The sequence below is a fragment of the Campylobacter ureolyticus genome, from assembly GCF_013372225.1.
Lineage (GTDB): Bacteria > Campylobacterota > Campylobacteria > Campylobacterales > Campylobacteraceae > Campylobacter_B > Campylobacter_B ureolyticus.
This window is the reverse complement of the sequence record NZ_CP053832.1, coordinates 715,645-741,689: the sequence shown is the minus strand read 5'-3', so window position 1 is coordinate 741,689 and position 26,045 is coordinate 715,645. Positions and strand designations below refer to the sequence as shown.

The following is a 26,045-nucleotide window of genomic DNA, read 5'->3' as shown; positions in this document are numbered from 1 at the left end:
TTTAATTTTTAAATTTATACTTTAAAAATTTATTTCATTTTACAGTCTTAAATCAAAGGTTTTATAAATTTCTCATCTTTATAAATTTGACATTTTTTATCATAAAGTTCGCTTATTAGCTCATCGTTTATCAAATTTGAATCTATCATAAATTTAAGTTTTGTATCTTTTAAGCCAAGCATAACATCGCTAAACCAATAAGCATGATTTGGTTCGTGAGTGCAAACTATAACTATTTTTTCTTTTGAAATTTCTTTTACTATTTGCCAAAAAAGTATCTGGTTTTTAAAATCAAGTGCAGAAGTTGGCTCATCCAAAAGCATTATAGATGCATTTTGTAAAATAGCTCTTGCGATATAGACAAGCTGCCTTTCACCACCACTTAAATCCATAACTCTTGCATCTTTAAATTTAAGAATATTTAATTTTTCAAGTATAGAATGCACTTTTTTTATATCATCTTTTTTATGTATAAATCCACCTTTTAACTCTAGCGCCTTACCCATCAAAACTATTTCTAAAACACTAAACCCAAAAGTATCGCTACTTTGCTGAGGAACATAAGAGATATTTTTAGCCATCCAGCTTGGATGTTTATTTAGCGAAAGTTTGCTGTTTATGAAAATTTCACCATTTTTTACTTTTAAAAAGTTCATAATACATTTAAAAAGCGTGCTTTTTCCACTTCCGTTTTTACCTAAAAGTGAGTAAAGTCCGTTTTTTGTAAAGTTTAAATTAATATTATTTAAAACCTCTTTTTTATGATATGAAAAGCTTAAATTTTTAATTTCTAAACTCATTTTAAAAGCCTTGATTTTTTAGTTTTTAAAAGGTAGATTAAAAATGGTGCACCTAAAATAGAAGTTATTATGCCAACTGGAATTTCTGTGTGAGTAAGCGTTCTAGCAATCGTATCACAAAATAAAAGATAAATCGCTCCTAAAAGCCCACTAAGTGGCAAAACCCATCTATTATCTGCTCCTACAATAAGCCTTGTAGCATGTGGCATCATAAGTCCAATCCATGCGATTATCCCAACATTTGCAACAGATAAAGAAGACACCAAAGTAGCTAAAAGTATAAAAAACAGTTTATTTTTATTTAGGTCAATTCCTAAAGATTTTGCCTCATCATCCCCAAGTGCTAGTAAATTTAATCTATAGCTAAACTTTAAAACTATCATAAAAACTATAAAAATCACTGCTGCAAAAATCAAGCCATCTTTTAAATTTGAGTAATAAAGCCCACCCATTATCCAAAATGTAATCTCTCTAAGACCTGCATCATCGCTAATGTATTTTAAAATACTAACCAAAGCAGAAAAAATAGATCCAACTATAACTCCACTTAAAATAAGTGAAACTATGGAAATATTTTCTTTATCTTTTGCCAAAAAATATGACACAAATACAGCAAAAATTGAGAAAATAAATGCCCAAAAACTTATAAATTTTAAAGCAAATATTATAGCCAAAGATGCTCCAAAAGCAGCTCCTGAAGAAGCTCCTAAAATAAATGGTTCAACTAAGGGGTTTTTAAAACATCCTTGATAAATACTTCCTGCAATGCCTAGGCTAAAACCAACCAAAATAGCCATTATAATTCTAGGAAATCTTATATCATAAATGATAACCTTATCCATTTTTTTGAACTCTTGTGTTTGAATATTAAAAAGCTCGTTTAAAAAGACATTTTTTATAGTTGTAAAGTTAATATCATAATTTCCAGCCATCAAAGCATAAATTATGGCTAAAAAAAGTAAAAATATAGCTAAAACTAAAAAAGCTATTTTATTAAAAGTCACTCTCTTTTGTCCAGTCTAGGATTTGCTCACTTCTTAAAGCTTTTGCGACACTATCTTCCACATGATAAACATCCTTATAAAATTTTAAAATAAACTCATGAACTTTAATATCACTAAATTTATCTGGATAAATAGCCTTAGCCATTATTATCATATCCAAAGGATATTCAACTCTTCTTGAACAGTTCATAGGAGACCAAGGAAGTGCATAGACATTTTTTTCTTTTACCGCTCTAAGCTCATTTAAAACAGTAAAATCAGGTGAATCTAAAAGCTCACTTGCTGGATGATAACCATTCATAGTAGGAAGTAAAATCACATCTGGATCAAGTGCATAAATTTGCTCTGCATTTAACATAACATTTTCACCATTATGAGCAAAGGCGTTTTTTGCGTTTATTATATTTTCTATAATAAATGACTCAGGTGTATTTATACCATGAACCAAACCCATACCGCCTTTTTTTCTAGCTGCAGGTGAAAGTCCAAGATAAAGAACTGTTTTTTTATCTTTTATATCTTTGGTTCTTTCTTTTATTAAATTTTGAGTAAAGCTCAAATAATCATATAATTTTAAAGCCTTATCGCTCTCATCAAAAATTTCTCCAATAACTTTAATCTCATCTTTCATGGTTGATAAATCAGCTTTTTTATAATACGATGGTGAGAAAATCACGGCTAAATTTAGCCCTAAATTTTCTATAGTTTTTATAGTTTTTTGGATATTTTCTTCATTTCCACCTCTTAAAGTACAATCCCCAACTCTTAAAATTATCAAATCAGGATTTGCCTTAGCTAACTCCTCATAGTTTATAATGTTTCCTTGAGGTGAGTTTACACAAGGCAACTCATCAAGCCAAGGATGCAAATATTTCATAGTATTTAAGCCACTTAAACTATATTTTTCGCCTTTTGTGGTTGTAAAGTCATATTTATAGTCTCTTTTTAAACTCCAAGACCCAATAACTTTAACTTTATCAATAACGCCTAAGTGTGTCATAACACCTTCTACAAAACCATCGCTAATAGTTGCAACGCTTTGTAAAGGTTCTTTTATAGTAACCTTTTTTCCTCTCATATCAATTATTTCTTTACCTGATAAAACACTAAGCAAGAAAAATGAAAATACAAACAATAATCTAAAAATTTTATTCATAGAAGCCACCTTTTTAAAATATTTTCTTAAATTTTAACATAATTTTTAATGAAGTGTTATTTTATAATAAAAGAGCTTAATTAAAGCGTAAAATTTAAATCCAAACTAAAAAGTCTGGATTTAAATTATGAATTTTAAAGATAAAGTTTTATTTTAATATATTTTTAAAAAACTCTAAGCTATCAAGTTTTTCCCATGGATAGTCTGGGTTTCCAACTTGTCCATGAGCTGCAACATTTGCGTATAAAAAAGTATCTTTACTAGGTCTATCAAGTTCAAATTTATCAGTTATCCACTTTGGGGTTAGAGGGAAATTTTCCAATACAAAATTTGATAAAATTTCATCATCAACGCCTTTTATATGTGTTCCCATACAATCAACACTAACTGAAACTGGTCTGGCCACACCAATAGCATAGCTCAGTTGAACGATACATTTTTTTGCCAAATTTGCAGCAACTATATGCTTTGCAATCCATCTTGCAGCATAAAGTCCACTTCTATCAACCTTTGTGTAATCTTTACTAGATTGTGCTCCACCACCGATTGGCGAATATCCACCAAAACTATCAACTATAAGTTTTCTACCAGTTAGTCCGCTATCATGAAGGCTTGAATGATTTACATATCTACCTGTTGGATTTATATAAATTATAGTTTCATCTTTATTAAAAAGCTCTTTTGGAAGCCCTGCTTCATCGATCAAGCCACCTATTAGCTCTCTAACTTTTTCAATACTCATACTCTCAACACACGGAGCTGAAACCACAATAGTATGTATCTTTAAAGGTTTGCAGTTTTCAAAATTATCTTTTGAACCGTAATCAAGCGTTACTTGAGTTTTTATATCAACTCCAAGCTCATGAGGGTGAGCTTTTGCATATTCATAAACTTTATCGCATAAAAGTCTTGCGTAAGTGATAGCCGCTGGCATAAATTCTTTTGTTTCATTGCTTGCAAAACCAAACATTATACCTTGGTCTCCAGCTCCTATTTCGCCTGAGCTTTGATCAACTCCAGTACTTATATCAGGACTTTGTTCGTTTAAAAATACATGAACTTCAATATCATCTAGGTGAAGACACTGCTCTTTTGTAAAGTGTGGATTTGCACTATAACCTATGTTTAAAAGTGCATTTTTTACAATATTTTCATAATCACTTTGACTAAATTTTACTTTTGATTTAACTTCACCGCCTATTACTATATGGTTTCCTGCAACGAAAACCTCACTTGCAAGTCTTGCATCTTTATCTTTTCCTAAAACCTCATCTACAATGCTATCAGCTATAATATCAGCGCATTTATCAGGATGACCAGGACTTACAACTTCTGATGTAAATAAATACATAAATCTCCTTAAAAGAAATAATTTCAAATTCTAGCTTTTATTTTTTAAATTATGGTAAATTTGGTAAATTTATCTAGTTTTGTTTTATTTTAAAACTTAAATTTCAACCTCAAACTCGGTCTTGCTTTTAATTTCAAGTATTTTTAAATTTTTACAAAAGTTAGCTCTAACATCCATACTATAAACATTATTAGGTCGTTTGTGAATTTGATTTATTACACTTGGCGTATGTCCATGATAGATTTCCTTACCGGTAGTATTATAATCCCAAAAATTTTCCCTACTCCAAAGCACAAAATCCTCATTTTGTTCAACAACTCGCCCATCATATCCAGCATGAACAAAAATATAACTTTGTGAGATTAAAATATGAGGCATTTTCTCAAGCCACTCTTTTAGCCATTTTAAACTTTCTTCGCCATTCAATCCATGCCAAACACTTTTAAATTTAGGATATTTTCTAAAAGATAACTCTGTATTTTTACCACCGCTTAATCTCCAAATTCTTTTTACTGCTATATCATTACAAAAACCACCTTTATACATCATAATTTCATGATTTCCAAGGATATGTTTTATTGTATATCTATTTTCCATAAGCTCTTTATATTTATAGTATAAATCAGCAGTTTTATTGCCTCTATCACAACTATCGCCTAAAATCACAATTAAATCATCTTTTGTAAATTTTATCTTTTCAAGCATTTTAATAAATAGATCATAATTTCCATGAAGATCTCCAAAAACATAAATTTTATCAAATATATCCTCATCGAAATTTTCTATTTTTATCACATTTTTTCCTTTATAATTTTTATTATTTTTTATGTTTTATTAAAAATTTTAAATGCAATTGTCGTTATGCTTTAAAGTCATATTTTAACAAAACTATGATAAAATACAACATTATTTATTTTGGAAAAACTATGGATTTTAAAAAATTAGAAAAAGATTTATTGATTTTTTTAGACAAAAACCTAAAAACCACAGGTAGGAAAAATTTTATTTTAGGAGTTAGTGGCGGGCTTGATTCAGCTGTTGTTTCTGTGCTTTGTAAAAAAGTAGCTCCAACTTATGCAAAAATAATGCCCACAAACTCATCAAATCAAGCAAATTTAGATGATGCGATAAATCACTGCAAAAAATTTGATATAAATTATGAAATTTGCTCGATTGACAATCTAATAAAAACCTATGAAAAAATCTTTTTAAATAAAAAAATCTCTACTCATAGAATTGGAAATTTATCTGCTAGAATTAGAATGATGGTTTTATATGATCTTAGCGAAGAACTTGATGCTGTTGTTGTAGGAACTTCAAATTTAAGTGAGTTAATGCTTGGATATGGAACTATTTTTGGTGATTTGGCGTGTGCATTTAACCCTATTGGAGAAATTTTTAAAACTGAAATTTTTGAATTTGCCAAATTTTTAAAAATAGATGAAAAAATCATTTCTAAAAAACCATCAGCTGATCTTTTTGAAGGTCAAAGTGATGAACAAGATCTTGGGTATGATTATGAAACCTTGGATAAGGTACTTAAAAAAATTTATGATGATGGATTAAGCTTTAAAGAACTTTGTGAGATTTTTGATGAGAATTTAGTTAAATTTATAACTTCTAAAATAGAACAAAATAGCTTTAAAAGGCGTATGCCAAAAATTGCAAATATAAGGAAAAGTAGTGCAAATACCATTTTTTAGACCACAAATTACAGACGATGAAAAAAGTAGTATAAATCAAATTTTAGATGATCCAACACTTGATGCGGCACTAGTTTTTGAAAATGAAGTTACAAATTTTTTTAACTCCAAATACGCTATTTCTACAAACAACGGCACAACTGCTCAACACCTTGCTTTAAGAGCTATGGATATAAAAAGAGCAGATAAAATAATTTGCTCTGTAAATTCATTCCCAGGAACAGCTGAAGTTATAAGACATTTTGATGCAGAGCCGATTTTTACAGATATTAATGAGTCTGATTTTAATATAAATATTGAGAGTTTAGAAGCTCTTTTGCAAAAACACAATCATAAAAAATTAAAAGCTATTTTTGTATCTCATATCGCAGGTCAAAGTGCTGATTTAAACAGCATTTATGAACTTGCTAAGAAATTTGATTTAAAAGTCATAGATGATGCAAGTAATGGCGTAGGAGCTATGTATAATAATACAAAAATAGGCTCTATAAATGACTCATTTATCTCAACTTTTCAGCTAAATCCACAATTTAAAAAAGCAGTTGCAACAGCTGGATTTTTCACAACAAATGATGAAAAAATTGCTTCAAAAGCAAAACTTATAAGAAATCATGCAATAGTTACAAATACTCAAAAGGATGGAAGTTTGGATTATATTTATGATGTTGTTGATATTGGTGAAAAGTATGATTTAAATGGAGTTTGTGCAGCTTTTGCCTCATCTTGGTTTAAGAAAATACCAAATTTCATTAAAAGGCGAAAAGAAATAGCTCAAATTTATAATGATGAACTTAAAAACTGCCCTCATATAACTACTCCAGTAGCAAAAAAAGATCACATTTATACTCAATACATCATAAAAATAGATAGAAATAGAGATGATTTTGCAAGAAAACTAAAAGAAGCCGGAGTAAATGTCTCACTTCATTATATCCCGCTTTATTTACTTTCATACTATAAACAAAAATACGGACATAAAGTAAATGACTTTCCAATAGCTCTAAAAACTTATCAACAAATTTTATCTTTACCAATTTATGCTGATTTAAGTGATGAAGAGGCACATTATGTCTGCGAAAAAGTAAAATTTGTAGCAAGTAAACATGTATAAAAAAAATTTTCACAACTGGGTAAACAAATACTTTTACTCACCAAATTTTTGGCAAAAATTCATTGCAAAAATACTGCTTCCGCTAAGCTATATTTACGCTTTTATAGTAATTATTAAAAAAATTTTAAGCAAAGAAAAAGATCTTGATATAAAAATAATAAGTGTTGGAAATTTAATAGTTGGAGGGAGTGGAAAAACCCCATTAACGCTTGCACTTTATAGATATTTTAGTAAAAACTATAAAATATTTATAATTTTAAGAGGATATAAAAGATCTTCTAAAGGCTTAGTTGAAGTTTGCATCGATAATAAAATTTTAGTTGATGTAAAACAAAGTGGCGATGAAGCTATGGAATATGCACTAAATAACGCAAATGTAATAGTTAGCGAAAATAGGATAAATGCAATACAAAAAGCTAAAAGTTTAGGAGCAAATTTAATTATTTTAGATGATGGGTTTTCTAAATTTAATATTAAGAAATTTAATATTTTACTAAAACCACCGATTAGACCATATTTTAACTTTACTTTACCAAGTGGAGCTTATAGATATCCACTGTTTTTTTATAAATTTGGAGACTTTATAGTAGAAAATAGTGAAAACAAAAAGTGCTCTCTTATAGAAAATGAAACTAAGAATATGGTTTTAGTAACTGCAATTGCAAATCCAAACCGCTTAGAAGAGCATTTTAATAAATGTGTCGGGAAAGAATTTTTCCCAGATCATCATGCTTTTACAAAAGATGAACTTTCTCAAATTATAGAAAAATACAATGCAACTTCACTTCTAATTACAATGAAAGATTATGTTAAAATCAAGGATTTTGGTTTGCCAATTTCAATTATAAAACTTGAAATTTCACTTAGTCAAACTCTTATAAAAGCTATTTCAAATTACATAAAGTAAGAATATGCTAAAATAAGATAAATTTTTAAAGGGGAAAAAATGGTAATTTTGCAAGTATTATTTGACTATAAAGGCGGTTTTGGCGATGAGATGTATAAAGAGTGTAAGGATTTAGCAAATTCTATAAATCAAGAAAAAGGCTTTTTATGGAAAATTTGGACAGAAAACAAAGACGATAAAAAAGCTGGCGGAATATATGCATTTGATAATGAAGAAAATGCTAAAAACTATATCACAATGCATAAAAAAAGACTTTCTGATTTTGGTGTAGCATCAAATTTCACTTACGAAATTTTAAATACAAACGATGAACTAAGTAAAATTACAAATTTTAAAACAAAATAATGCAAAAAAAATTAAAAATGGCGAAGTCAAGAACAGCTGAGATAATCCTCTCAGCTTTACCATACATAAGAAAATTTAAAGATAAAATCTTTGTTGTAAAATACGGAGGCTCAGCTCAAATAGACGAGGAGCTTAAAAATGATTTTGCAAAAGATATAGTGCTAATGAGTATGGTTGGCATAAGGGTTATAGTGGTTCATGGCGGTGGAAAAAGAATAAATCATTATCTCGATAGACTTGGAATAAAAAGCGAGTTTAAAGACGGTCTTAGAGTTACAACAAAAGAATCTATCGATGTTGTTGAAATGGTACTAAGTGGTCTAATAAATAAAGAAATAACTGCACTTTTAAATGAAAATGGTGCAAAAGCAATTGGGCTTAGTGGAAAAGATTCGCACTTACTTAGCTCAAAACCACTTAAAAATGGAGCTTATGGCTTTGTTGGGGAAATAAATAGTGTAAATAAAAATATGCTTGATTATATTTTAGATGGTGGATATATACCTGTTATCGCGCCAATTTCAGTTGGTGAAAATTCACAAAGTTATAATGTAAATGCTGATCTTTGTGCAAGTAGCATCGCAAAATGTATAAAAGCTGATAAGGTTATTTTTCTAACAGATACAAAAGGCGTTTTAGATAAAAATGGTGAATTAATAAGCACTTTAAATAGCGATGAAATTCAAAATCTTAAAAATGATGGCACGATAAGTGGAGGCATGATACCAAAAATAGATGCTTGTTTGGAGTGTGTAAAAAATGGTGTAAATGGAGCTCACATCATAGATGGTAGAATTTCTCACTCAATTTTACTTGAAATTTTTACAGATACTGGCATAGGAACTTTGGTAAAATGATAGTTTTAACAACAGTTTCATCTAAAAAAGAAGCCATTTTCATATCAAAAAAACTTCTTGATAAAAAAGCAGCGGCTTGCGTTAATTTTTATAAGATAAAAAGCCTTTATTTTTGGAAAGAAAAACTTCATAAAGAAAAAGAATTTCAACTTATCATAAAAACAAATAACTATAAAAAAGTAAAAAAAATTCTTTTAAAACACCATTCTTACGATACACCTGAGATAATATCTTTAAAATTTAATAAAGTATATAAAAAATATAAAAAATGGATTAAAAATAGCATAAAAGGATAAAAATGAATTTAACATCCACAAGAGATAAAACCCAAAGTGTTGCTTTAAGTTATGCGCTTTTAAACCCAAGTGCAAATTTTGGTGGACTTTTTGTTCCCAAAAATTTTCCTAAATTTGATGATGAATTTTTTAAAAAAGCAATTCATTTAAACTACAAAGAGCTTGCACTTGAGATAATTAATAGTTTTGATTTTGATATAGATGAAGAAATTTTTAAACTTGCTTTAAGTTCGTATGATAAATTTGATGATAAAAACATTCCATTAAAAATAGAAAAAATTAGCGAAAATCTATATATCAACGAGTTATATCATGGACCTACAAGAGCATTTAAAGATATGGCTTTACAACCTTTTGGCGTAATTATAGATGAACTTGCAAAAAAAGATGATAAAAATTATTTAATAATTTGTGCAACAAGTGGTGACACTGGACCAGCCACATTAAAAGCTTTTGAAAACTCAAAAAATGTAAAGGTGGTTTGCCTTTATCCATATGAGGGAACAAGCGAAGTTCAAAGACTACAAATGGTAACTTCAAATGATAGAAATTTAAAAGTCATTGGAATAAAAGGAAATTTTGATGATGCACAAAAAGCTCTTAAAACTTTACTTGGCGATGAGGATTTTAAAAACACATTAAAAAAAGAAAATTTATTTTTAAGTGCTGCAAATTCTGTAAATTTTGGCCGTATTTTATTTCAAATTATTTATCATTTTTATGCTTATGTAAATTTCCTTAAAAACGGTATTTTAAAAGGTAACGAAACATTTGACATTATAGTTCCAAGTGGGAATTTTGGAAACGCCTTAGGAGCGTATTATGCTAAAAAAATGGGGGCAAAAATTGATGTTATAAAAATAGCTTCCAATGAAAACAATGTTTTGACAAATCTTTTTAATGATGGAATTTATGATATAAAAAATAAAAGCTTAATTAAAACAATAAGTCCTGCAATGGATATTTTAGTCTCATCAAATGTTGAAAGACTTTTATTTGATAAATTTGGAGATATTAAAACAAAAGAATTAATGCAAAATTTAAAAGATAATAAAAGCTATAAAATACCTAAAATAAATGGTTTTGAGGCGAAATTTTGTACTGATAAGGAGTGTATAAATTTCATAAAAGAAATTAGCAAAAAAGGAAAATTAATAGATCCACACACTGCAACTTGTTTTAAATTTACACCAGTTAAAAAACCAACCGTTATAACATCAACTGCTCATTGGGTGAAATTTACACCATCAATGATAAAAGCTATTAAAAACGGTGAAATAAAAGATGAAAAAAATGATATGCTAAATTTAGCAAAAGAGTTTAATGATAAAGTTCCAAATGAAATTTTATCTCTTTTTAGCAATGAAGAAAAGCATAAAAAAATAGTCGAAAAAGAAGAGATTAAAAATACAATAATAGAGTGGATAAAAAAATGATAGTAATCCCTGCAAGACTTAAATCAACTCGTTTTAAAGATAAGATTTTAGCTGATATTGGTGGTGTTCCAATGTTTATAAAAACTGCACAAAATGCTAAAAAAGTTGATGATGTTTTAATAGCAGTTGATAATGAAGATATCCTAAATATATCTTTAAAATATGGTTTTAAAACAGTCTTAACCTCCACATCACACAATAGCGGAACAGATAGAATTAATGAAGCTGTTTCAAAAATGGCCCTAAAAGATGATGAGATTATTATCAACCTACAAGGCGATGAACCATTTTTTGAAACTAAAAATTTAGCTAAATTTAAAGAATTTGCAAATATTGCCATAACAAAAAAAGGTTATTTCATGGCAAGCGCGTATAAAAAAATAAGTCAAAGTGATGCGGACAATCCAAATTTGGTAAAAGTTGTTTGCGATAATCTAAATAACGCAATCTATTTTTCAAGGGCAAAAATTCCATATCCAAGAGAAAGTTTTGATGATTATAAAGGACATATTGGAATTTATGCTTATAGTGTAAAAAGCCTAAATGAGTTTTGTGATTTTGATGAAAGCATTTTAGAAAACACAGAAAAACTTGAGCAACTTCGCGCCTTATCAAATGGTAAAAAAATCGCAATGTGTGAGCTTGATACCAAAAGCATTGGAATTGATACAAAAGAAGATTTGGAGCTGGCACTTAAAAAATTTAAAAATAAGCTATAATAATTTTTAATAAACCATAAAATTATGGTTTATTTTTTATAAATTTAGTTAAGATGCAAGTCAAGTTATGATTTCATAGATTTGTTTATCAATTAAATTTCTATCCATACTAAAACTATAAATTTTACCTAAATTGTAAAATTTTATATCCACTACTTTTTTAAAAAACAAGCAAAGTAGTTTCTGTTTATAATAATTTTTTTATTAAAGTACACATAACAACTATTCTAAAACACTATTAACATAAAAAATAAACTCATTATTTCTTTTAAAATTTGTATAAGTATAACTATTTTGATATTTATTTACTTCATGGTTTATTTTTTACATTATATATCTCATCTTTTATATTTAAATCATAAATTTTGACAAGTTTTGTATCAAATTCTAAGAAACACATTTTACGAATTAGCAAAATATAGTCAAATTTAGTGTGATTTTAAAACGCTATTTTGGCATTGCTGGTAAAACCTCATTTAATAAATTTTTACCAATCTGACTTTTAAATTTAAGCCCACCACCAACCAAAACCTCTTCTATGATTTTTCCATCATCTAGAAGAACAACCCTATCACAAAGTAAATTAACAAGTCTTATATCATGTGTTATAAAAATCATACTAAATTTGGATTTTAAATTTTTAATTAGATTCAAAATTTGAATTTGCTTTATTAAATCAACAGAAGAAGTTGCCTCATCAAATATTAAAATTTCAGGTTTTATAGCCAAACTTCTTGCGATACAAACTCTTTGAAGTTCACCACCACTTATAAAAGCAGCTTTTTTGTCCAAAATATTTTTATTTAATCCAACAAAATCAATAACCTCATAAATTCTTTTTTCTCTTTCATTTTTATCTAAAGAACTAAGATATAAAAGTGGCTCTTCTATAATGGAATAAATTTTTAAACTTTTATTTGTAGAACTTACACTATCTTGAAAAACTATTTGAACTTTTTTATAAAATTCTCTTCTTTTTGATAAAGAATTTAGTGATATTTTATTTTCATTTAAAAAAATATTTCCCTCTTTTGCTTTTAAAATTCCTATAATTATCTTAGCTAAAGTGCTTTTTCCACTTCCGCTCTGCCCTAAAAGTCCTAAAATTTCACCATTTTTTAAAGATAAATTTATACAGCTTAAAACACTTCTGCTCGTCTTTTTCTTAAAGAGCGAGTAATTTTCATATTCAAAATTTAAATTTTCTACTTTTAAAACTTCTATTTTATTTTTCATCTTTATTCATTCCATATAGGCTTAAATGTGCATTTATAAGAGCTTTTGTGATTTCATGATTTGGAAAATTAAAAATTTCCCTAATCCCACCTTTTTCTATAATTTTGCCATCATCTATTACAAAAACATCATCCGCAATCTTGGCAACTACACCAAAATCATGTGTTATAAGTAAAATTCCAACATTTTTATTAGTACAAATTTCTTTTAATATATCTAAAATTTTACCTTGAACTATCAAATCAAGATCAGTTGTTGGTTCATCTGCTATTAAAAAAGGAGATTTTTGAAGCAATGCTATAGCTATCATTGCTCTTTGCAACATTCCTCCACTCATTTCAAAAGGATAAAGATCATAAACTCTTTTTTCAAGCCCAACATCTTTAAAAGCTTCTAAAACTTCATTTTTATCAAATTTTAAATTTAAGGCGCTTAAACTTTCTTTTGCTGTATGGCCCATAGTGTGGAGTGGATCAAATGCAGAAGCTGGATTTTGCATAATATTTGCAAAAAAACCTTTTGACAGAGATGAGATTTTTTTATAATCTAAAAATAGATCAAAATTTAGAGATAAATTTGAAGCCAAAAAGCCGTTTAATGCAGTTGCAGTTAATGTTTTACCACTTCCGCTCTTGCCAATCAATGCAGTTATCTTTCCACTTTTTATAGATAAATTAATATTGTTTAAAAGAGTTTTTTCTTTATAAGTTATGTTTAAATTTTGTATTTCAATGACACTCATGGCTTTTAAACTCCGTATTTAAATCAAATCTATCTCTTAAAATATCTCCTAAAATATTAAAAACACAAACAACAAAAAATATAGCAAGTCCTGGATATAGAATAAGTTGTGAGTTTGTAAAAATAAATTCTTTTGCATCACTTATCATTATCCCCCATTCAGGTGTTGGAGCTTTTACACCAAGCCCTAAAAAGCTAAGTCCTGAAATGTGAAGCATGATATGACCGATATCAAGAGTTGCTAAGACTATGATTTGAGAAAAAATAGGCTTTAACATATTTTTTTTAAAATTTACAAATGGACTTGCTCCACTTACTTTACTTATTAAAACATACTCTTTATTTTTTAAACTTATTACGATTGATCTTACTATCCTAGCATACCAAGCCCAGTGAGTTAAAGCTATGGCAATTATTACATTCACTAAACCAATTCCTAAAATTCCTACTAAAAATAGAGCCAAAACAACAGTGGGAAAACTCAAAAAAACATCGCAAAATCGCATGATTATCATATCGGTTCGCCCGCCAATAAATCCTGAAAATGACCCAACGCCAACACCTATAATTAAAATCAATAAAAGCGTTATAAAAACTGACTTTAAAGACAAACTTGCACCATACATTAGCCTAGAAAACTCATCTCTTCCAAGATGGTCTGTTCCTAAAAAATGCTCTTTTGAAATTGGAGCAAATTTATTTGATAAATCAATTAAATTTGGATCATGTGTGGCAAAAAACTCACCAAAAAATGCTAAACAAACGATAACCAAAGATAAAAATATGACAATGACTTCAATTTTTTTCATTTTGAACTCTCTAATCCCAAACGAATTCTAGGATCAATTAAAGCATAAACTATATCTATTATTAAATTTATCACTATAAAAACAAAACTCATCATTAAGACAAAACATTGAACTACAGGATAATCATTATTTGAAATAGCACTTACCGCATATCTTCCAACTCCTGGATAAGCAAAAATATTTTCAACTATCAAAGCTCCACCTACTAGCTCTCCAATGTGCATTCCTATAGCTGTAACAACTGGAATCAAAGCATTTAAAAATATATGATTTGTTTGGATTTTTCTCATTTTAACGCCACGAAGTTTTGCGTAATATACAAATCTTTCATTTTTTATATTAAGCATATTTGATCTTATAAATCTTATATTTATAGCCATTGACATAAAAGCTATTGAAAATGCAGGCATTATCAAATGACTTATGCCGCCAATTCCAAAAGGGGGTAAAATACCAAGCTTTATGGAAAAAAATACAACAAGTAAAAGACCAAGCCAAAAATTTGGAGTACAAACCCCTAAAAAGCAAAAAAACCTTATGATATAATCAAAAAAACTATCTTTATATATGGAACAAATTATCCCAACAGGAATAGAAACAACCAAAGTTATAAAAAGTGCAAAACCAGCAAGTTTTAAAGTAGCAGGCAAATAATAAATCATATCGCCCATTACATCTCTATTAGTTAAATACGAAGTTCCAAAATCAAGCATCAAAGCATCTTTAAGCCATAAAATATATTGCATTAAAATCGGCTTATCAAGCCCAAGATGAACTCTAGCCTCATTTATTGCTTCATCAGTTGGAACTATACCTGAAACTGTTAAATAACTTAAAACGGCATCTGTTCCATTAAGTCTTAAAATAAAAAAAACAAATATAGAAACACCAAAAAGAAGTGGAACTATGAGAAAAACTCTTTTTAATATAAATTTAAACAAAATTTTACCTTTTATTTTTTACAGGATAAAATTCCCAAAATTTAATATTATATTTAACGATATCAGAACTTACCCCATCAACATTTTTTCTATAAACTACTTGATCTGTCATATAAGTGATTGGGATATAAATAGCCTCATTATGCAAAATAGTAAGAACTTCTTTTATTAAGGAATTTCTTTTATCCACATCAAGTGTTGATAAAATTTCTGTAATCTTTTTATCAATTAAAGCCTTGTTTTCAAGCCCACTTTGAGCCATAAAATCAGCATGAGATGGTGCTCTCATGGAAGCTAAAAAAGCAACTGGATCATACGGGGCTCCCCAAGTGTTATTAAAAATTAAATTAAAAGTTCCATTTTTTTGTCTTTTATAAAAAATAGTGCTTTCTTGTGCTATAAGCTCAACATTTGCACCAATTTTTTTAGCATTTGCTTGTAGTATTTCTGCAATTCCTTTTTGTGCTGTGTCACTTCCTATATATACTAATTCTAAATTTAAAGGTTTGTTGTCTTTATAGCGAATATCACCTTTTAAAATCCAACCATCATTTTCCAGAATTTCATTTGCTTTATTTATATTAAATTCATAAGGTTTAACGTATAAATTTGCACCTTCTAAATTTGGATTAAATAAAAAATCAGCCTTTTTTTGAGTTTTATAAAAAAGTTTTTCGTTAATCATATCTTTATCTAAAATCATATTTAAAGCAGTTCTTACACTTAAATCTGATGTTGGAAATTTAGACGAGTTTAATGCTAAAGTCGTTGTAAGCATTGGCTTTGAAATGATAGTAGGATAATCTTTTTTAAGCTCATTAAAACTATCAAGTGTGATTTGACCATTTCCATAGATTAAATCAACTTCACCGGTTTTTAAAGCTATTACTTTTGTATTTGGATCTGGAATTACTTTTGCTAAAATTTCATCATATTTTGGATTAAATTCATAGTGTTTTTTATTTGCTACAAATTTATCATAAACTCCAAGTTTTGATTCTTTTAAAATATACGCTCCAGTTCCAATTGCTTCTTTTATACCATCTTTTGTGCCACCATTAATCATGGCAGTTGGTGCTATAAATCTAAATGGTCTAACAAGTGCAAGCTCTCTTAAAGTAGGTTCATAAGGATGATCTATATTTAAAACAAAAGTATATTCATCTTTAACTTCATAACTTTTTATGATATTAGTCAATTCAAGCCAAGAATGTCTTTTTTTATTATCCATGATCGCATCAAAATTTGATTTTACAGCACTTGCATTAAATTTTTCACCATTTGAAAAAACAGCGTCCTTTCTTAAATGAAAAATGTAGCTAGTTCCATCTTTAGAAATTTCCCAGCTCAAGGCTAGTTTTGGAATAACTCCACTTTCGCTATAATCAACAAGACCCTCATAAACCATATTTTGTGCAAACATCTCATTTGGTGAGTAAAGATGAGGATTTAAAGGACCAACATTTTTTGAAACTGCAAAATTTAAAGTATCTTTTGCAACACTCAAACCAAAAACAGAGATAAAAATCAAAGTAAATCTTAAAAAGCACCTCATTTTAATATCCTTAATAAAAAATTGTGAGAGTATAACATTTAATATATAAAAATATTATTAATGAAATCTGTTAATATTTTTATTTAACTTGTTTTTTAAGTTTTAAAAACAAGTTACACATATTTTAGTTTTTATTTTTTAATAGACGCTTCTTTATAAATTATATTAATGTTTTATAAAAGTTACTTTGTATCAAATTTTAGTTAAATTTAAGCTACAATTTGACTGAAATTTGAAAGATTTTATTGCTTATATTGTTTATAATACCATTATAAACACTTTATTTTAAACTACTTTTAAGTTTAATTTTATAATATGTTATGTCTAGGTTGAATTTCATTAAAAATTTTTATAATTATTATATCTTTTGATAAAGTAAATACTTAAAATGTAATTAGTTTTCTAGTTTTATCGATATCAATACCCAAATTTTGCAAAAAATACTCTCTAACTTCGTCATAAATTTGCTCGTTATAAAAATATATAAAATAATATTTTTGTTTGGATAGCCATATACCAGTTCCTGATTTTGGATCTATAATAGGTTCGGCTATAATTAAAATAGGAAAAATTCTAAATCCACTTAAAGTTTTATTTATCCATAAATATAAAGATGCTTTAAATACTATATTTGCAAATAATTTAGACGCAAGCCATAAAACAATAAAATAATAAATTTCCTTTGGAAAAGGCTTGGTTGCATAAATTAGCCAAAGACTAACTATAAAAACTACAATAACTAAAATAAATATAGCAACTTCAGTATCAAACCTGTTTTTCCAAAAAGGTTTTAATAAGTAATTTGGTATTTCATTTATATCAATTTTTCGTTTTAATTTGCCATTTAGCATATAATTAATAGAATTATTTGTAAAATAAAGCCTGTAATTATCTCTTATAACATGGGCATAATAATCGTAAAAAACAAATATTATAGGCACTATCACTGGACCAATCAATAACCAAATTTCAATTTTTTCTTTCGTTAAATTCATTGTTATATTTATTATTATATAGAAGTAAAACATAATAGTTGTACCAATTATTACTGAAAAATATTCTAACGAAACACCAAAAAAATAACTATAATCTTTAATAACTATCGGTTCTTTATCGTAATCTCGTTTATTTGAAAAAGTTTTAAATGCCGTTTTTAACAAAACAAAATCCTTATTTTTATGCTTTATAAATTTTAGAATTTAAAACTTCGATAATATCAAACAAAGCCTTAATCTCATCTAAGATATTTTTGGCTGAATTATTTGTAACTTGTACTTTTATAAATATCTGGTTTTAAATGGCTGTATTTTCCATCAATGTGAATGTAAATTTTAAAAAGCACTGCCCTTATTTAAGTATAAAACTCTCATCTGAAAAGTTTTTAACATCATCTAGGTCGTGAGTAACTAAAATCGAAGTTATCTCAAGGCTATCTAAAATTTCTTTTATATCGGTTCTTATTTTTGTTCTTAGGTCTGCATCAAGAGCACTAAATGGCTCATCAAGAAGTAAAAGTTTAGGTTTTATTGCTAACGCCCTTGCAAGTGCTACTCTTTGTTGTTGACCACCACTTAAAGCATGGGGATAAAGATCTCTATATTCACTCATTCTAATTAATTCAAGCATCTCATCAACTCTTTTTTTATCATTTTTTATGCCAAAGCCTATATTTTGCCAAACCTTAAGATGTGGAAAAAGCGCATAGTCTTGAAAAAGATAGCCTATATTTCTTTTGTTTGGTGGTAAAAAAGTGATATTTTGACCATTTAGCCAAATCTCTCCACTATCTAAATTCTCAAAGCCACTAATTAGTCTTAAAATCGTGCTTTTGCCACTTCCACTTTCGCCAAGTATTGCTAGACGTTTTCCTTTTTGCAAAGAAAAGTTTAAATTTGAGATTAGGTTTTGATCTTTTTTATATGAAAAAGAGATATTTTTTAGCTCTAAAAACACTATTTATCCTTTATTTTATTTAAAATTACCAGCAAAGCTAAACTTATGCCAACAACCACAATAGCAGGAGCCGCACTTAAAGCTAGCTGTTCATCACTGGCATATCTATCCATTTCAAAAGCTAGAGTTTTTAAATTTGGTGGAGTCAAAAGCGAACTTAATGGAAGCTCTTTGATTATCTCAATAAAAACAAGTATAAATGAGCTTAAAATAGCTGGTTTTATCATTGGCAGATCTACCAAAAAAAATGTTTTTAGTTTTCCTTTTCCAAGACTTAAAGAGGCTTCATAGTATTTTTTTCCTTGTTGATTTAGGCTATTTTGAATCCCCATATATCCTAAAGACAAAAACCTAATCATATAAGCAAAGACCAAAACCAAAGGACTTAACGTTAAAAAAAGAGTCGCTTTCACCTCTAAAAGCCGATATAACCACTGCATTGACTTGTCGATATTTATAAATATCGCAAGCATCGAGATACCTACAACTGAGCCTGGAATGCTATAGCCAATATTTGCAAATGAAGTTGCTATTTCCTTAATCTTGCCCTCTTTTAGCCTCAAAGACTCGTTGATAAACAGAGAAAAAACTACTATTAGCATGGCTGAAAATGTTGTAAGTAAAATTGTATTTTTGCTTAGATTAAAAAGCGAAATTAAATTTATATCGCTATAGCTTCGATAAAGCCAGATAAAAATGTGAAGAAGTGGCAAAAACAAAGTTACAAATAAAAATAAAAAAATTAGACAAACAACAGCAATTTCGCTCTTTTTACTTAGTTTTTTAGCTCTTATCTTTTGTCTTTTTGTAACAGTTATGGAATATGGTTTTTGCAGTAACTTTTGAACTATTATGATAAAAAAGACTAAAAAAAGCAAAATCGAAGCAAGTTTTATAGCTGCATTTAAGTCGCCATACCCAACCCAAGCCTTATAAATTCCTGTGCTAAATACATGAAGCCCAAAATAGTTTGGCACTCCATAAGCATTCAAACACTCCATCAAACAAAGCGTCATGCCGCTTATAATTGCAGGTTTGCTAAGAGGCAAGATGACTTTAAAAAAGGTTTTTACTTGAGTGCAACCTAAATTTTGCGATGCTTCTATATAGTTTTGCGGAAACCTTTTTAAAAATCCTCTTAAGATGATATAGACATATGGATAAAAAGCCAGTGTTAGCACAAAAATAGCACCATAAATATTCATAATGTCAAAATGGACTCTTATATCAAAATTTTGCCTTAAAAAAGTTACTAACCAGCCAGAATAGCTGAAAAAATCAACATAAATATACCCAAAAAGATAGCTAGGGATTGCAAATGGCAAAATAAGGGTAAATTTGAAGAAATTTTTAAATTTATACTCATAAAATGTCTCAAAATAGGCTAAAAAAGTTCCTATAATGCCTGTAAAAATTCCTGTAAAAAAAAGTATTATAAAGCTGTTTTTTATGTAAAACTTAAGCTGTGTTTTAAACAAAAATTCAGTCGATTCGTTTGTTTGGTTAAAGATCCCAAAAAGTATATAGATAATTGGAAATATTATAAGAGCCAAACAGACAAAAGTAAAAATAAGAGGTGTATCACACCTCTTAAAGCGCTTCATCATACGCACTATTTCCACATTACCTCATCAGCTATCATTTGAGCTTTTGTGAGGTTTTTGCCTATTTCATCAAAATCAATCTTGCTTCTCTTAAACTCTCCCCATGATTTTACGATATCAGCAGGCTCTGCTTTTGGGTTGGCTGGAAACTCAAAATTTGTCTTGGCAAAAATTTCTTGTGCTTTTGGAGTTGTTAAAAACTCTATAAACTTAACTGCATTATCTTTGTTTTTAGCATATTTTGTAACACCAGCGCCGCTTAAATTGATGTGAGTTCCTCCATCGTTTTGGTTTGGAAAAAATACCTTTAAATCTCTAGCAACCTCTTGCTCTACTGGATCTTTTGAAACAGACATTCTACCCATATAGTAACTATTCATTATGGCGACACTTCCAACACCTGAAACTATGGCTTTTGCCTGATCTCTGTCATTTCCTTTTGGAGCTCTTGCAAAATTTGCAACCAAACCCTTTGCCCACTCTTTTGTCTTTGCCTCGCCATCTTTTGCTATCAAAAAGGCTATTAGGTGTTTGTTGTATGATGATGTTGATGAGCGAGTTAAAATTTTACCTTTAAATTTAGCATCTCTAAGTGCTTCATAGGTTGAGAGCTCTTTTTTGTCTATCTTCTTTGGATCATAAACCAAAACTCTAGCACGATATGTGACACCTACCCAGTCTTTATCTTTGTCCATCAAATCTAACGGTATATTTTCATCTACAATTTTTGAGTTTATTGGCTGTAAAAGTCCTTTTTGCTTTACATTGTAAAGATCACCAACACCAACTGTCATAAAAACATCAGCTATTGTATCTTTGCCCTCAAGCTCAAGTTTTTGAGTAATCGCCTCTATCTTGTCTTGTATGACATTTACTTTGATGCCTGTCTCTTTAGTAAAAGCATCAAAAACCATCTTATCTGAGTCATAATGTCTTGAAGAATATACATTTACAACAGAGTCTGCAAACAAAGAGCTTGCAACAATTAAAGCCGAAAAAATAATCTTTCTCATCTTTTTCCTTTATGTAATGATATTTATTATTATAATTTATAATGGTAAATAAAAAATAATTTATAAATAGAATTTGGTGGTTTATTTTTTCTTTTTTACCATAAAGATAATAAATATCTGCAAGAAATTTACTATTAAAAATAGTTTTGATATTTAATAAAGGTTTTTATTTTTATTTACACTTTAAGTTTGGATTTTTTTAATTTTAGCTTTATCCACTTTTATGTAAATTAAAATTTTATTATAAATAAAAATAGAATTAAAACATAAAAAATATATTACCAAATATAAAAAAATCATATTCAAAACATATAAAATTTGCATAAAAATAAAAGACCCAAGGTATTATGAATAAAAAATAATTTATACTAGAAATTTTTAAAAATAAAAATATGAAAAAAGCCATCATAGCAACGATGAAAAGCAAAACATTTATATATGAAAAATCAATAAATTTAAGCTTAATAAATACAATAAAACAACCAAATAGCATATAAAATAAATGGTGATTAATTTTTATATTACTTGATAACATTGATATATCAAGTTCGATTTTACTTTTATCAACGAAGGTCCAAAAAATCAAAATTGGGAAAAAAGCATAATAAGTAATAAAATCCAAAGACCAAATAGTAAAAAAGCCTCATTGCTACTAAAAACATAAGGAAATTTAAAAATATCTATATTAAAAAATAAAATAAAATAGGCCAATAATAAAATATAAGTAAATATATTATGCTTTAAAATTTGTGAAAATTTTAAACAAGTAAATTATTTCTTATTAGAATATATTTCGGTAAAAAAGGCATTAAATACTGTTCTTAGCAAAACAAAATCCTTATTTTATACTTTATAAATTTTAGAATTTAAAACTAAAATTTCAACAATATCAAGCAAAGCGTTAATCTCATCTAAGATATTTTTAGCCGGATTATTTGTAATTGCACTTTTATAAATATCTGGTTCGAAATGGTTGTATTTTCCCTCAATGTGAATGTAAATTTTAGAATTTTTAAAATTTATTTTAATACTATCACCAAAAATTTTAGTTAAATTTGCTATTTTTTCTAAAAATAAAGGCGTTAAAATATACATTGCATTTATAGGATTATCACTAAAAACCTTAAATTTATCGTTAAAAAGAGCATTATCCATCAAAATATTATATGATTTAAAATTGATAATTTTTTTAGAGATTATAGTAGTTTGTGAGTTTATCTCTTTTGAAAAATCAGCCACAAAAAAGACTCCACCAAAATTAGAATCACTAGAATTAATAAAAATTTCAAAAAACTTAAATTTAGTACCAAATTTTTCACCCTCTATGACATCATCTAAATAATTTATTTGTGATGAGTTAAAAAAACCACTACTTTGTAACAAAATTCTATCAAATTTATTTGGCGTTTTATGACCTAGATATTTAAATCCTTGTTTTTCAATGAAATTTTTAATATAAATAGTTTTGAAAGAGATTTTATATTTTTTTATTTCTTCAAAAATATAAACCTCTCTGTTTTGATAATAACAAGCGTAATAATATATGATAAAAGCTAATATAATTATTGCCATGGCTCCTAAACCAAACTCTAAATATGACCCATAACCCATTAAAATGCAAACTATAAAATGAGCTATAATAGCACATGAAAAAACACTTTAGTATCGTGGTTTTAATTTTTTAAGAGTATTTTTTCTGTGTCTTTCCAACTCCAAAAGATTCAAAGCTTTAGCCCATTATCTCAAATTTCTTAAAAAACTCCTCATCTTTTTTTACTAATCCTCTTTTTATTAAACTTTTAATAACATCTTTTGAGCAATTAACCTCTTTTGGCCACTCTCTTTCATATCCATCAATTTGGCTTTTTTCTGTTGCATCTATACAAATTTGATCTCTATTTGTATAAATATCGCGAAGTGCATCAATATTATTTGTAATTCTCCAAACACTCATATATGGGTTATTTACATCATTTTTTGCATCTAGGAATATTAAAATTTTAAAATATTTTCTAAGTTTTAAAAGCTCATTAAAACATTTTCTAACAAGATCTTTTTTATTGTAATTTATCAAAACTACTGGATTTTTTGTATCGCAAAAATATTGTTTTAAATTTATAATATTTTTATCTATTTTTTTAAATTCTTTTAAAAGCCCTTCATCACTTAAAATTTCAGCCTCTTTTGGCTCTAAATCTATAGTTGCATCAATGCCAAGTTTTCCGCCAAAACAAGAATTTGGGCTTGCGTGATCAAGCTGATCACAAACACCTTCACTAAAAAATAAACTTTTTGAAGTTATACGGTTTAAAACATATTTTCCAAGTTCATTAAAATCATTTAAATTTGGAGCGTCACTATCAACGAAAATAGCATGTTTTACAAAACTCATCTGACCAACTCCCCAAAAAGCGTGCATCATTTGTTTTGCATGAGCTGGATACCATGCATTTATTTTAGCAAGTATTAGATTGTGAAAAACACCATTTTCAGGCATATTATAATCAACTAAATCTGGAGCTGTAACTTTAAAAAGAGGTAAAAATACTCTCTCTGTTGCATATCCCATATATTTATCTTCCAAAGGTGGTTTTCCAACAACTGTTGCATGATAAATAGGAGCATTTTTATGAGTTATAGCAGTTACATTCATAACAGGAAATGGTAAAATAGGTGTATAAAAACCTGTATGATCACCAAATGGACCCTCATCTTCAAGCTCATCTGGATCTACAAACCCCTCAATAACAAAATCACTATCATGTGGAATATAGATATCATTTGTCAGGCTTTTTACAAGTTTTGCAGGACTTTTTCTAATAAAACCATAAAGAAGCAATTCAAAAATACCATGTGGAAGAGGTGCTTGACCACACCAAATATAAAGCGGATCTCCACCAATTGCTACAGAAACTGGCATTTTAATACCGGCTTTTTTATATTCGTTAAAGAAATTTGCTCCATCTTTATGAATTTGCCAATGCATCCCAAGTCTGTTTTTAGAATAAACCTGCAAGCGATACATTCCCAAATTTTGAGTTTCTCCATTTAAATCTTTGGTGTAAACTTGCCCCATAGTTATAAAAGGTCCGCCATCTTTTTCCCATGTTGTAAGATGTGGCATGTCATACAAATCAACATTTTCACCTAAGATTTTATTTTCCTGACAAACACCTTCGCCTTTTAATTTTTTAATAAAAATATTTTTAAGCGAATAAAGATATTTTAAAAAATCAAATTTATCAGCTAAATTTGTATGTTTTTTTGGTTTTAAAATGGAAGTTATCTCATCTGCTATTTCATCTGGAGTTTTTCCTAAAATTAAATTTAAAGCTTCAAAGCTTCCAAATGTATTTGTTAAAACAGGAGGATAAATTCGCCCGTCCTTACTAATAGGGCGAGTAAAAAGCAATGCCTTAGAATCCTTTTTTTTAACCTCAATGTAGCTGATATGTCCAATTTCTCTATCCATATCAACTGGTTCATCAATGATCTTTAAAAGTCCAGCTTCTTTAAATTTTTCTACCCACTCTTGCATAATTTATCCTTTTTAAAGTTTTATTTAAAATCAACTAACTATTATTTGCCATTTTTTCAGCTTCTTTTAAAAGCTCTTTTGCACCTTCTTTTATAAACTCATCAGCTAAATTTTTACCAGCTGTTTTAAACTCATCTTTATTTATAATAATGCTTTTTTTAATAAATTTACTTCCATCAGGAAGTCCAACGACAGCATTTATTTTTATATTATCATCTATAACTTCAGCATTTACACCAATTGGCACTTGACATCCACCCTCTAATGCTCCAACAAATGCTCTTTCTATTGTTATTTCCATAAAGGCTTTTTTATCATTTATAAAAGAAATAAGACTTAAAATTTCACTATTATTAGGACATTCAATTCCTAAAACACCTTGTCCCATTGCAGGAATCATTTCATCTTTACTGAATTTATAAATATATTTAACTTCTTTATCAAGCCCTATTCTGCTAATTCCCGCAATAGCTAAAATAATTGCATCAAACTCACCATCTTTTAGTTTTTTAATCCTAGTATTTACATTTCCACGAAGTGGTAAAATTTTAATGTCTGGTCTAAGCATTTTAATTTGCATCTGTCTTCTAAGGCTAGTAGTTCCAACTCTTGCACCATTTGGAAGATCTTTTATTGAAGCAAATTTTTCACTTACTAATGCATCTCTTTCATCTTCTCGTTTGCTTACTGCACCCAAAATTAATCCATCTGGAAACTCCATAGGAACATCTTTTAAGCTATGAACAGCTAAATGACTCTCACCATTTAACATACTAACTTCAAGCTCTTTTGTAAAAAGTCCTTTTCCGCCTATTTTTGATAATGGACTATCAAGAATTACATCACCTTTTGTTTTCATACTTTTTATTTCTACTTCAAATTTATGTTCTTTTTCAATCTCGCTTTTTATAAACTCACTTTGCCACATAGCTAAAGCACTTTTTCTTGAAGCAATTATCAATTTTTTCAT

The 26,045-nt window shown here is 28.1% G+C and carries 25 protein-coding genes; 8 read left to right on the top strand and 17 right to left on the bottom strand.

Annotated features, from left to right (window positions below; translation table 11 throughout):
- Positions 1 to 47 precede the first annotated feature (47 nt).
- From CURT_RS03745 to CURT_RS03725, 5 genes are all read right to left on the bottom strand, one after another.
- Complete coding sequence (locus CURT_RS03745; RefSeq protein ID WP_018713821.1) at positions 48 to 800, bottom strand: ABC transporter ATP-binding protein; 753 nt, start codon at positions 798 to 800, stop codon at positions 48 to 50.
- Positions 797 to 1,804 carry a FecCD family ABC transporter permease gene (locus CURT_RS03740; protein ID WP_018713822.1) on the bottom strand — a complete coding sequence of 336 codons (1,008 nt, stop codon included), beginning with the start codon at positions 1,802 to 1,804 and terminating at the stop codon, positions 797 to 799. The genes CURT_RS03745 and CURT_RS03740 overlap by 4 nt, the downstream gene beginning before the upstream one ends.
- On the bottom strand, positions 1,794 to 2,960 hold the full coding sequence (locus CURT_RS03735; protein WP_018713823.1) for an ABC transporter substrate-binding protein: 1,167 nt from the start codon (positions 2,958 to 2,960) through the stop codon (positions 1,794 to 1,796). The genes CURT_RS03740 and CURT_RS03735 overlap by 11 nt, the downstream gene beginning before the upstream one ends.
- Before the next feature lie 148 nt (positions 2,961 to 3,108).
- The gene (gene metK, locus CURT_RS03730; protein ID WP_018713824.1) at positions 3,109 to 4,311 is read right to left on the bottom strand and encodes a methionine adenosyltransferase; all 1,203 of its coding nucleotides are present in this window, start codon (positions 4,309 to 4,311) and stop codon (positions 3,109 to 3,111) included.
- A gap of 96 nt (positions 4,312 to 4,407) precedes the next feature.
- Positions 4,408 to 5,106, bottom strand: a complete 699-nt coding sequence (locus CURT_RS03725) for a metallophosphoesterase (protein WP_018713825.1) — start codon at positions 5,104 to 5,106, stop codon at positions 4,408 to 4,410.
- Between the two features lie 131 nt (positions 5,107 to 5,237).
- On the opposite strand from CURT_RS03725, the gene CURT_RS03720 reads away from it, so the two are divergent.
- From CURT_RS03720 to kdsB, 8 genes are read left to right on the top strand one after another with little or no spacing between them, the layout of a single operon-like run.
- The gene (locus CURT_RS03720; protein ID WP_018713826.1) at positions 5,238 to 6,014 is read left to right on the top strand and encodes an NAD+ synthase; all 777 of its coding nucleotides are present in this window, start codon (positions 5,238 to 5,240) and stop codon (positions 6,012 to 6,014) included.
- On the top strand, positions 5,995 to 7,125 hold the full coding sequence (locus tag CURT_RS03715; RefSeq protein ID WP_018713827.1) for a DegT/DnrJ/EryC1/StrS family aminotransferase: 1,131 nt from the start codon (positions 5,995 to 5,997) through the stop codon (positions 7,123 to 7,125). Before CURT_RS03720 ends, CURT_RS03715 begins: the two co-directional genes overlap by 20 nt.
- The gene (locus tag CURT_RS03710; RefSeq protein ID WP_018713828.1) at positions 7,118 to 8,032 is read left to right on the top strand and encodes a tetraacyldisaccharide 4'-kinase; all 915 of its coding nucleotides are present in this window, start codon (positions 7,118 to 7,120) and stop codon (positions 8,030 to 8,032) included. Before CURT_RS03715 ends, CURT_RS03710 begins: the two co-directional genes overlap by 8 nt.
- A gap of 39 nt (positions 8,033 to 8,071) precedes the next feature.
- Positions 8,072 to 8,377 (top strand): monooxygenase, encoded by a 306-nt coding sequence (locus CURT_RS03705; RefSeq protein ID WP_018713829.1) that lies wholly within the window; start codon positions 8,072 to 8,074, stop codon positions 8,375 to 8,377.
- A gap of 17 nt (positions 8,378 to 8,394) precedes the next feature.
- Positions 8,395 to 9,234, top strand: coding sequence for an acetylglutamate kinase (argB, locus tag CURT_RS03700; RefSeq protein WP_373567021.1), 840 nt, complete (start codon positions 8,395 to 8,397; stop codon positions 9,232 to 9,234).
- Complete coding sequence (gene cutA, locus CURT_RS03695; RefSeq protein ID WP_018713831.1) at positions 9,231 to 9,530, top strand: divalent-cation tolerance protein CutA; 300 nt, start codon at positions 9,231 to 9,233, stop codon at positions 9,528 to 9,530. The genes argB and cutA overlap by 4 nt, the downstream gene beginning before the upstream one ends.
- A 2-nt stretch (positions 9,531 to 9,532) precedes the next feature.
- Complete coding sequence (thrC, locus tag CURT_RS03690) at positions 9,533 to 10,966, top strand: threonine synthase (RefSeq protein WP_018713832.1); 1,434 nt, start codon at positions 9,533 to 9,535, stop codon at positions 10,964 to 10,966.
- Positions 10,963 to 11,685 (top strand): 3-deoxy-manno-octulosonate cytidylyltransferase, encoded by a 723-nt coding sequence (gene kdsB, locus CURT_RS03685; protein WP_018713833.1) that lies wholly within the window; start codon positions 10,963 to 10,965, stop codon positions 11,683 to 11,685. The genes thrC and kdsB overlap by 4 nt, the downstream gene beginning before the upstream one ends.
- A 447-nt stretch (positions 11,686 to 12,132) precedes the next feature.
- Here the strand turns inward: kdsB and CURT_RS03680 are convergent, their stop codons facing one another.
- The 12 genes from CURT_RS03680 to hemC form a co-directional block, all read right to left on the bottom strand.
- Positions 12,133 to 12,921, bottom strand: a complete 789-nt coding sequence (locus tag CURT_RS03680) for an ATP-binding cassette domain-containing protein (RefSeq protein WP_018713834.1) — start codon at positions 12,919 to 12,921, stop codon at positions 12,133 to 12,135.
- Complete coding sequence (locus tag CURT_RS03675) at positions 12,911 to 13,663, bottom strand: ATP-binding cassette domain-containing protein (protein ID WP_018713835.1); 753 nt, start codon at positions 13,661 to 13,663, stop codon at positions 12,911 to 12,913. Before CURT_RS03675 ends, CURT_RS03680 begins: the two co-directional genes overlap by 11 nt.
- A complete protein-coding gene (nikC, locus tag CURT_RS03670; protein WP_018713836.1) occupies positions 13,650 to 14,471 on the bottom strand; it encodes a nickel ABC transporter permease subunit NikC in 822 nt (273 codons plus the stop codon). Before nikC ends, CURT_RS03675 begins: the two co-directional genes overlap by 14 nt.
- Entirely contained in the window at positions 14,468 to 15,412 is a 945-nt protein-coding gene (gene nikB / locus CURT_RS03665) for a nickel ABC transporter permease subunit NikB (RefSeq protein WP_018713837.1), read from the bottom strand. The genes nikC and nikB overlap by 4 nt, the downstream gene beginning before the upstream one ends.
- A 4-nt stretch (positions 15,413 to 15,416) precedes the next feature.
- Entirely contained in the window at positions 15,417 to 16,967 is a 1,551-nt protein-coding gene (gene nikA, locus CURT_RS03660; RefSeq protein WP_018713838.1) for a nickel ABC transporter substrate-binding protein, read from the bottom strand.
- 383 nt (positions 16,968 to 17,350) lie between these two features.
- Positions 17,351 to 18,127 (bottom strand): hypothetical protein, encoded by a 777-nt coding sequence (locus tag CURT_RS03655; protein WP_018713839.1) that lies wholly within the window; start codon positions 18,125 to 18,127, stop codon positions 17,351 to 17,353.
- A gap of 187 nt (positions 18,128 to 18,314) precedes the next feature.
- Positions 18,315 to 18,920 (bottom strand): ABC transporter ATP-binding protein, encoded by a 606-nt coding sequence (locus CURT_RS03650; protein WP_018713840.1) that lies wholly within the window; start codon positions 18,918 to 18,920, stop codon positions 18,315 to 18,317.
- Entirely contained in the window at positions 18,920 to 20,542 is a 1,623-nt protein-coding gene (locus CURT_RS03645; protein ID WP_237721125.1) for an ABC transporter permease, read from the bottom strand. Before CURT_RS03645 ends, CURT_RS03650 begins: the two co-directional genes overlap by 1 nt.
- On the bottom strand, positions 20,533 to 21,537 hold the full coding sequence (locus tag CURT_RS03640) for a Fe(3+) ABC transporter substrate-binding protein (RefSeq protein ID WP_018713842.1): 1,005 nt from the start codon (positions 21,535 to 21,537) through the stop codon (positions 20,533 to 20,535). The genes CURT_RS03645 and CURT_RS03640 overlap by 10 nt, the downstream gene beginning before the upstream one ends.
- A gap of 843 nt (positions 21,538 to 22,380) precedes the next feature.
- Entirely contained in the window at positions 22,381 to 23,109 is a 729-nt protein-coding gene (locus tag CURT_RS03635) for a DUF3137 domain-containing protein (protein ID WP_018713916.1), read from the bottom strand.
- 157 nt (positions 23,110 to 23,266) lie between these two features.
- Entirely contained in the window at positions 23,267 to 25,075 is a 1,809-nt protein-coding gene (locus CURT_RS03630) for a menaquinone biosynthesis decarboxylase (RefSeq protein ID WP_018713917.1), read from the bottom strand.
- Between the two features lie 34 nt (positions 25,076 to 25,109).
- Positions 25,110 to 26,045: a hydroxymethylbilane synthase gene (hemC, locus tag CURT_RS03625; protein ID WP_018713918.1), complete on the bottom strand. Its 936-nt coding sequence runs from the start codon at positions 26,043 to 26,045 to the stop codon at positions 25,110 to 25,112.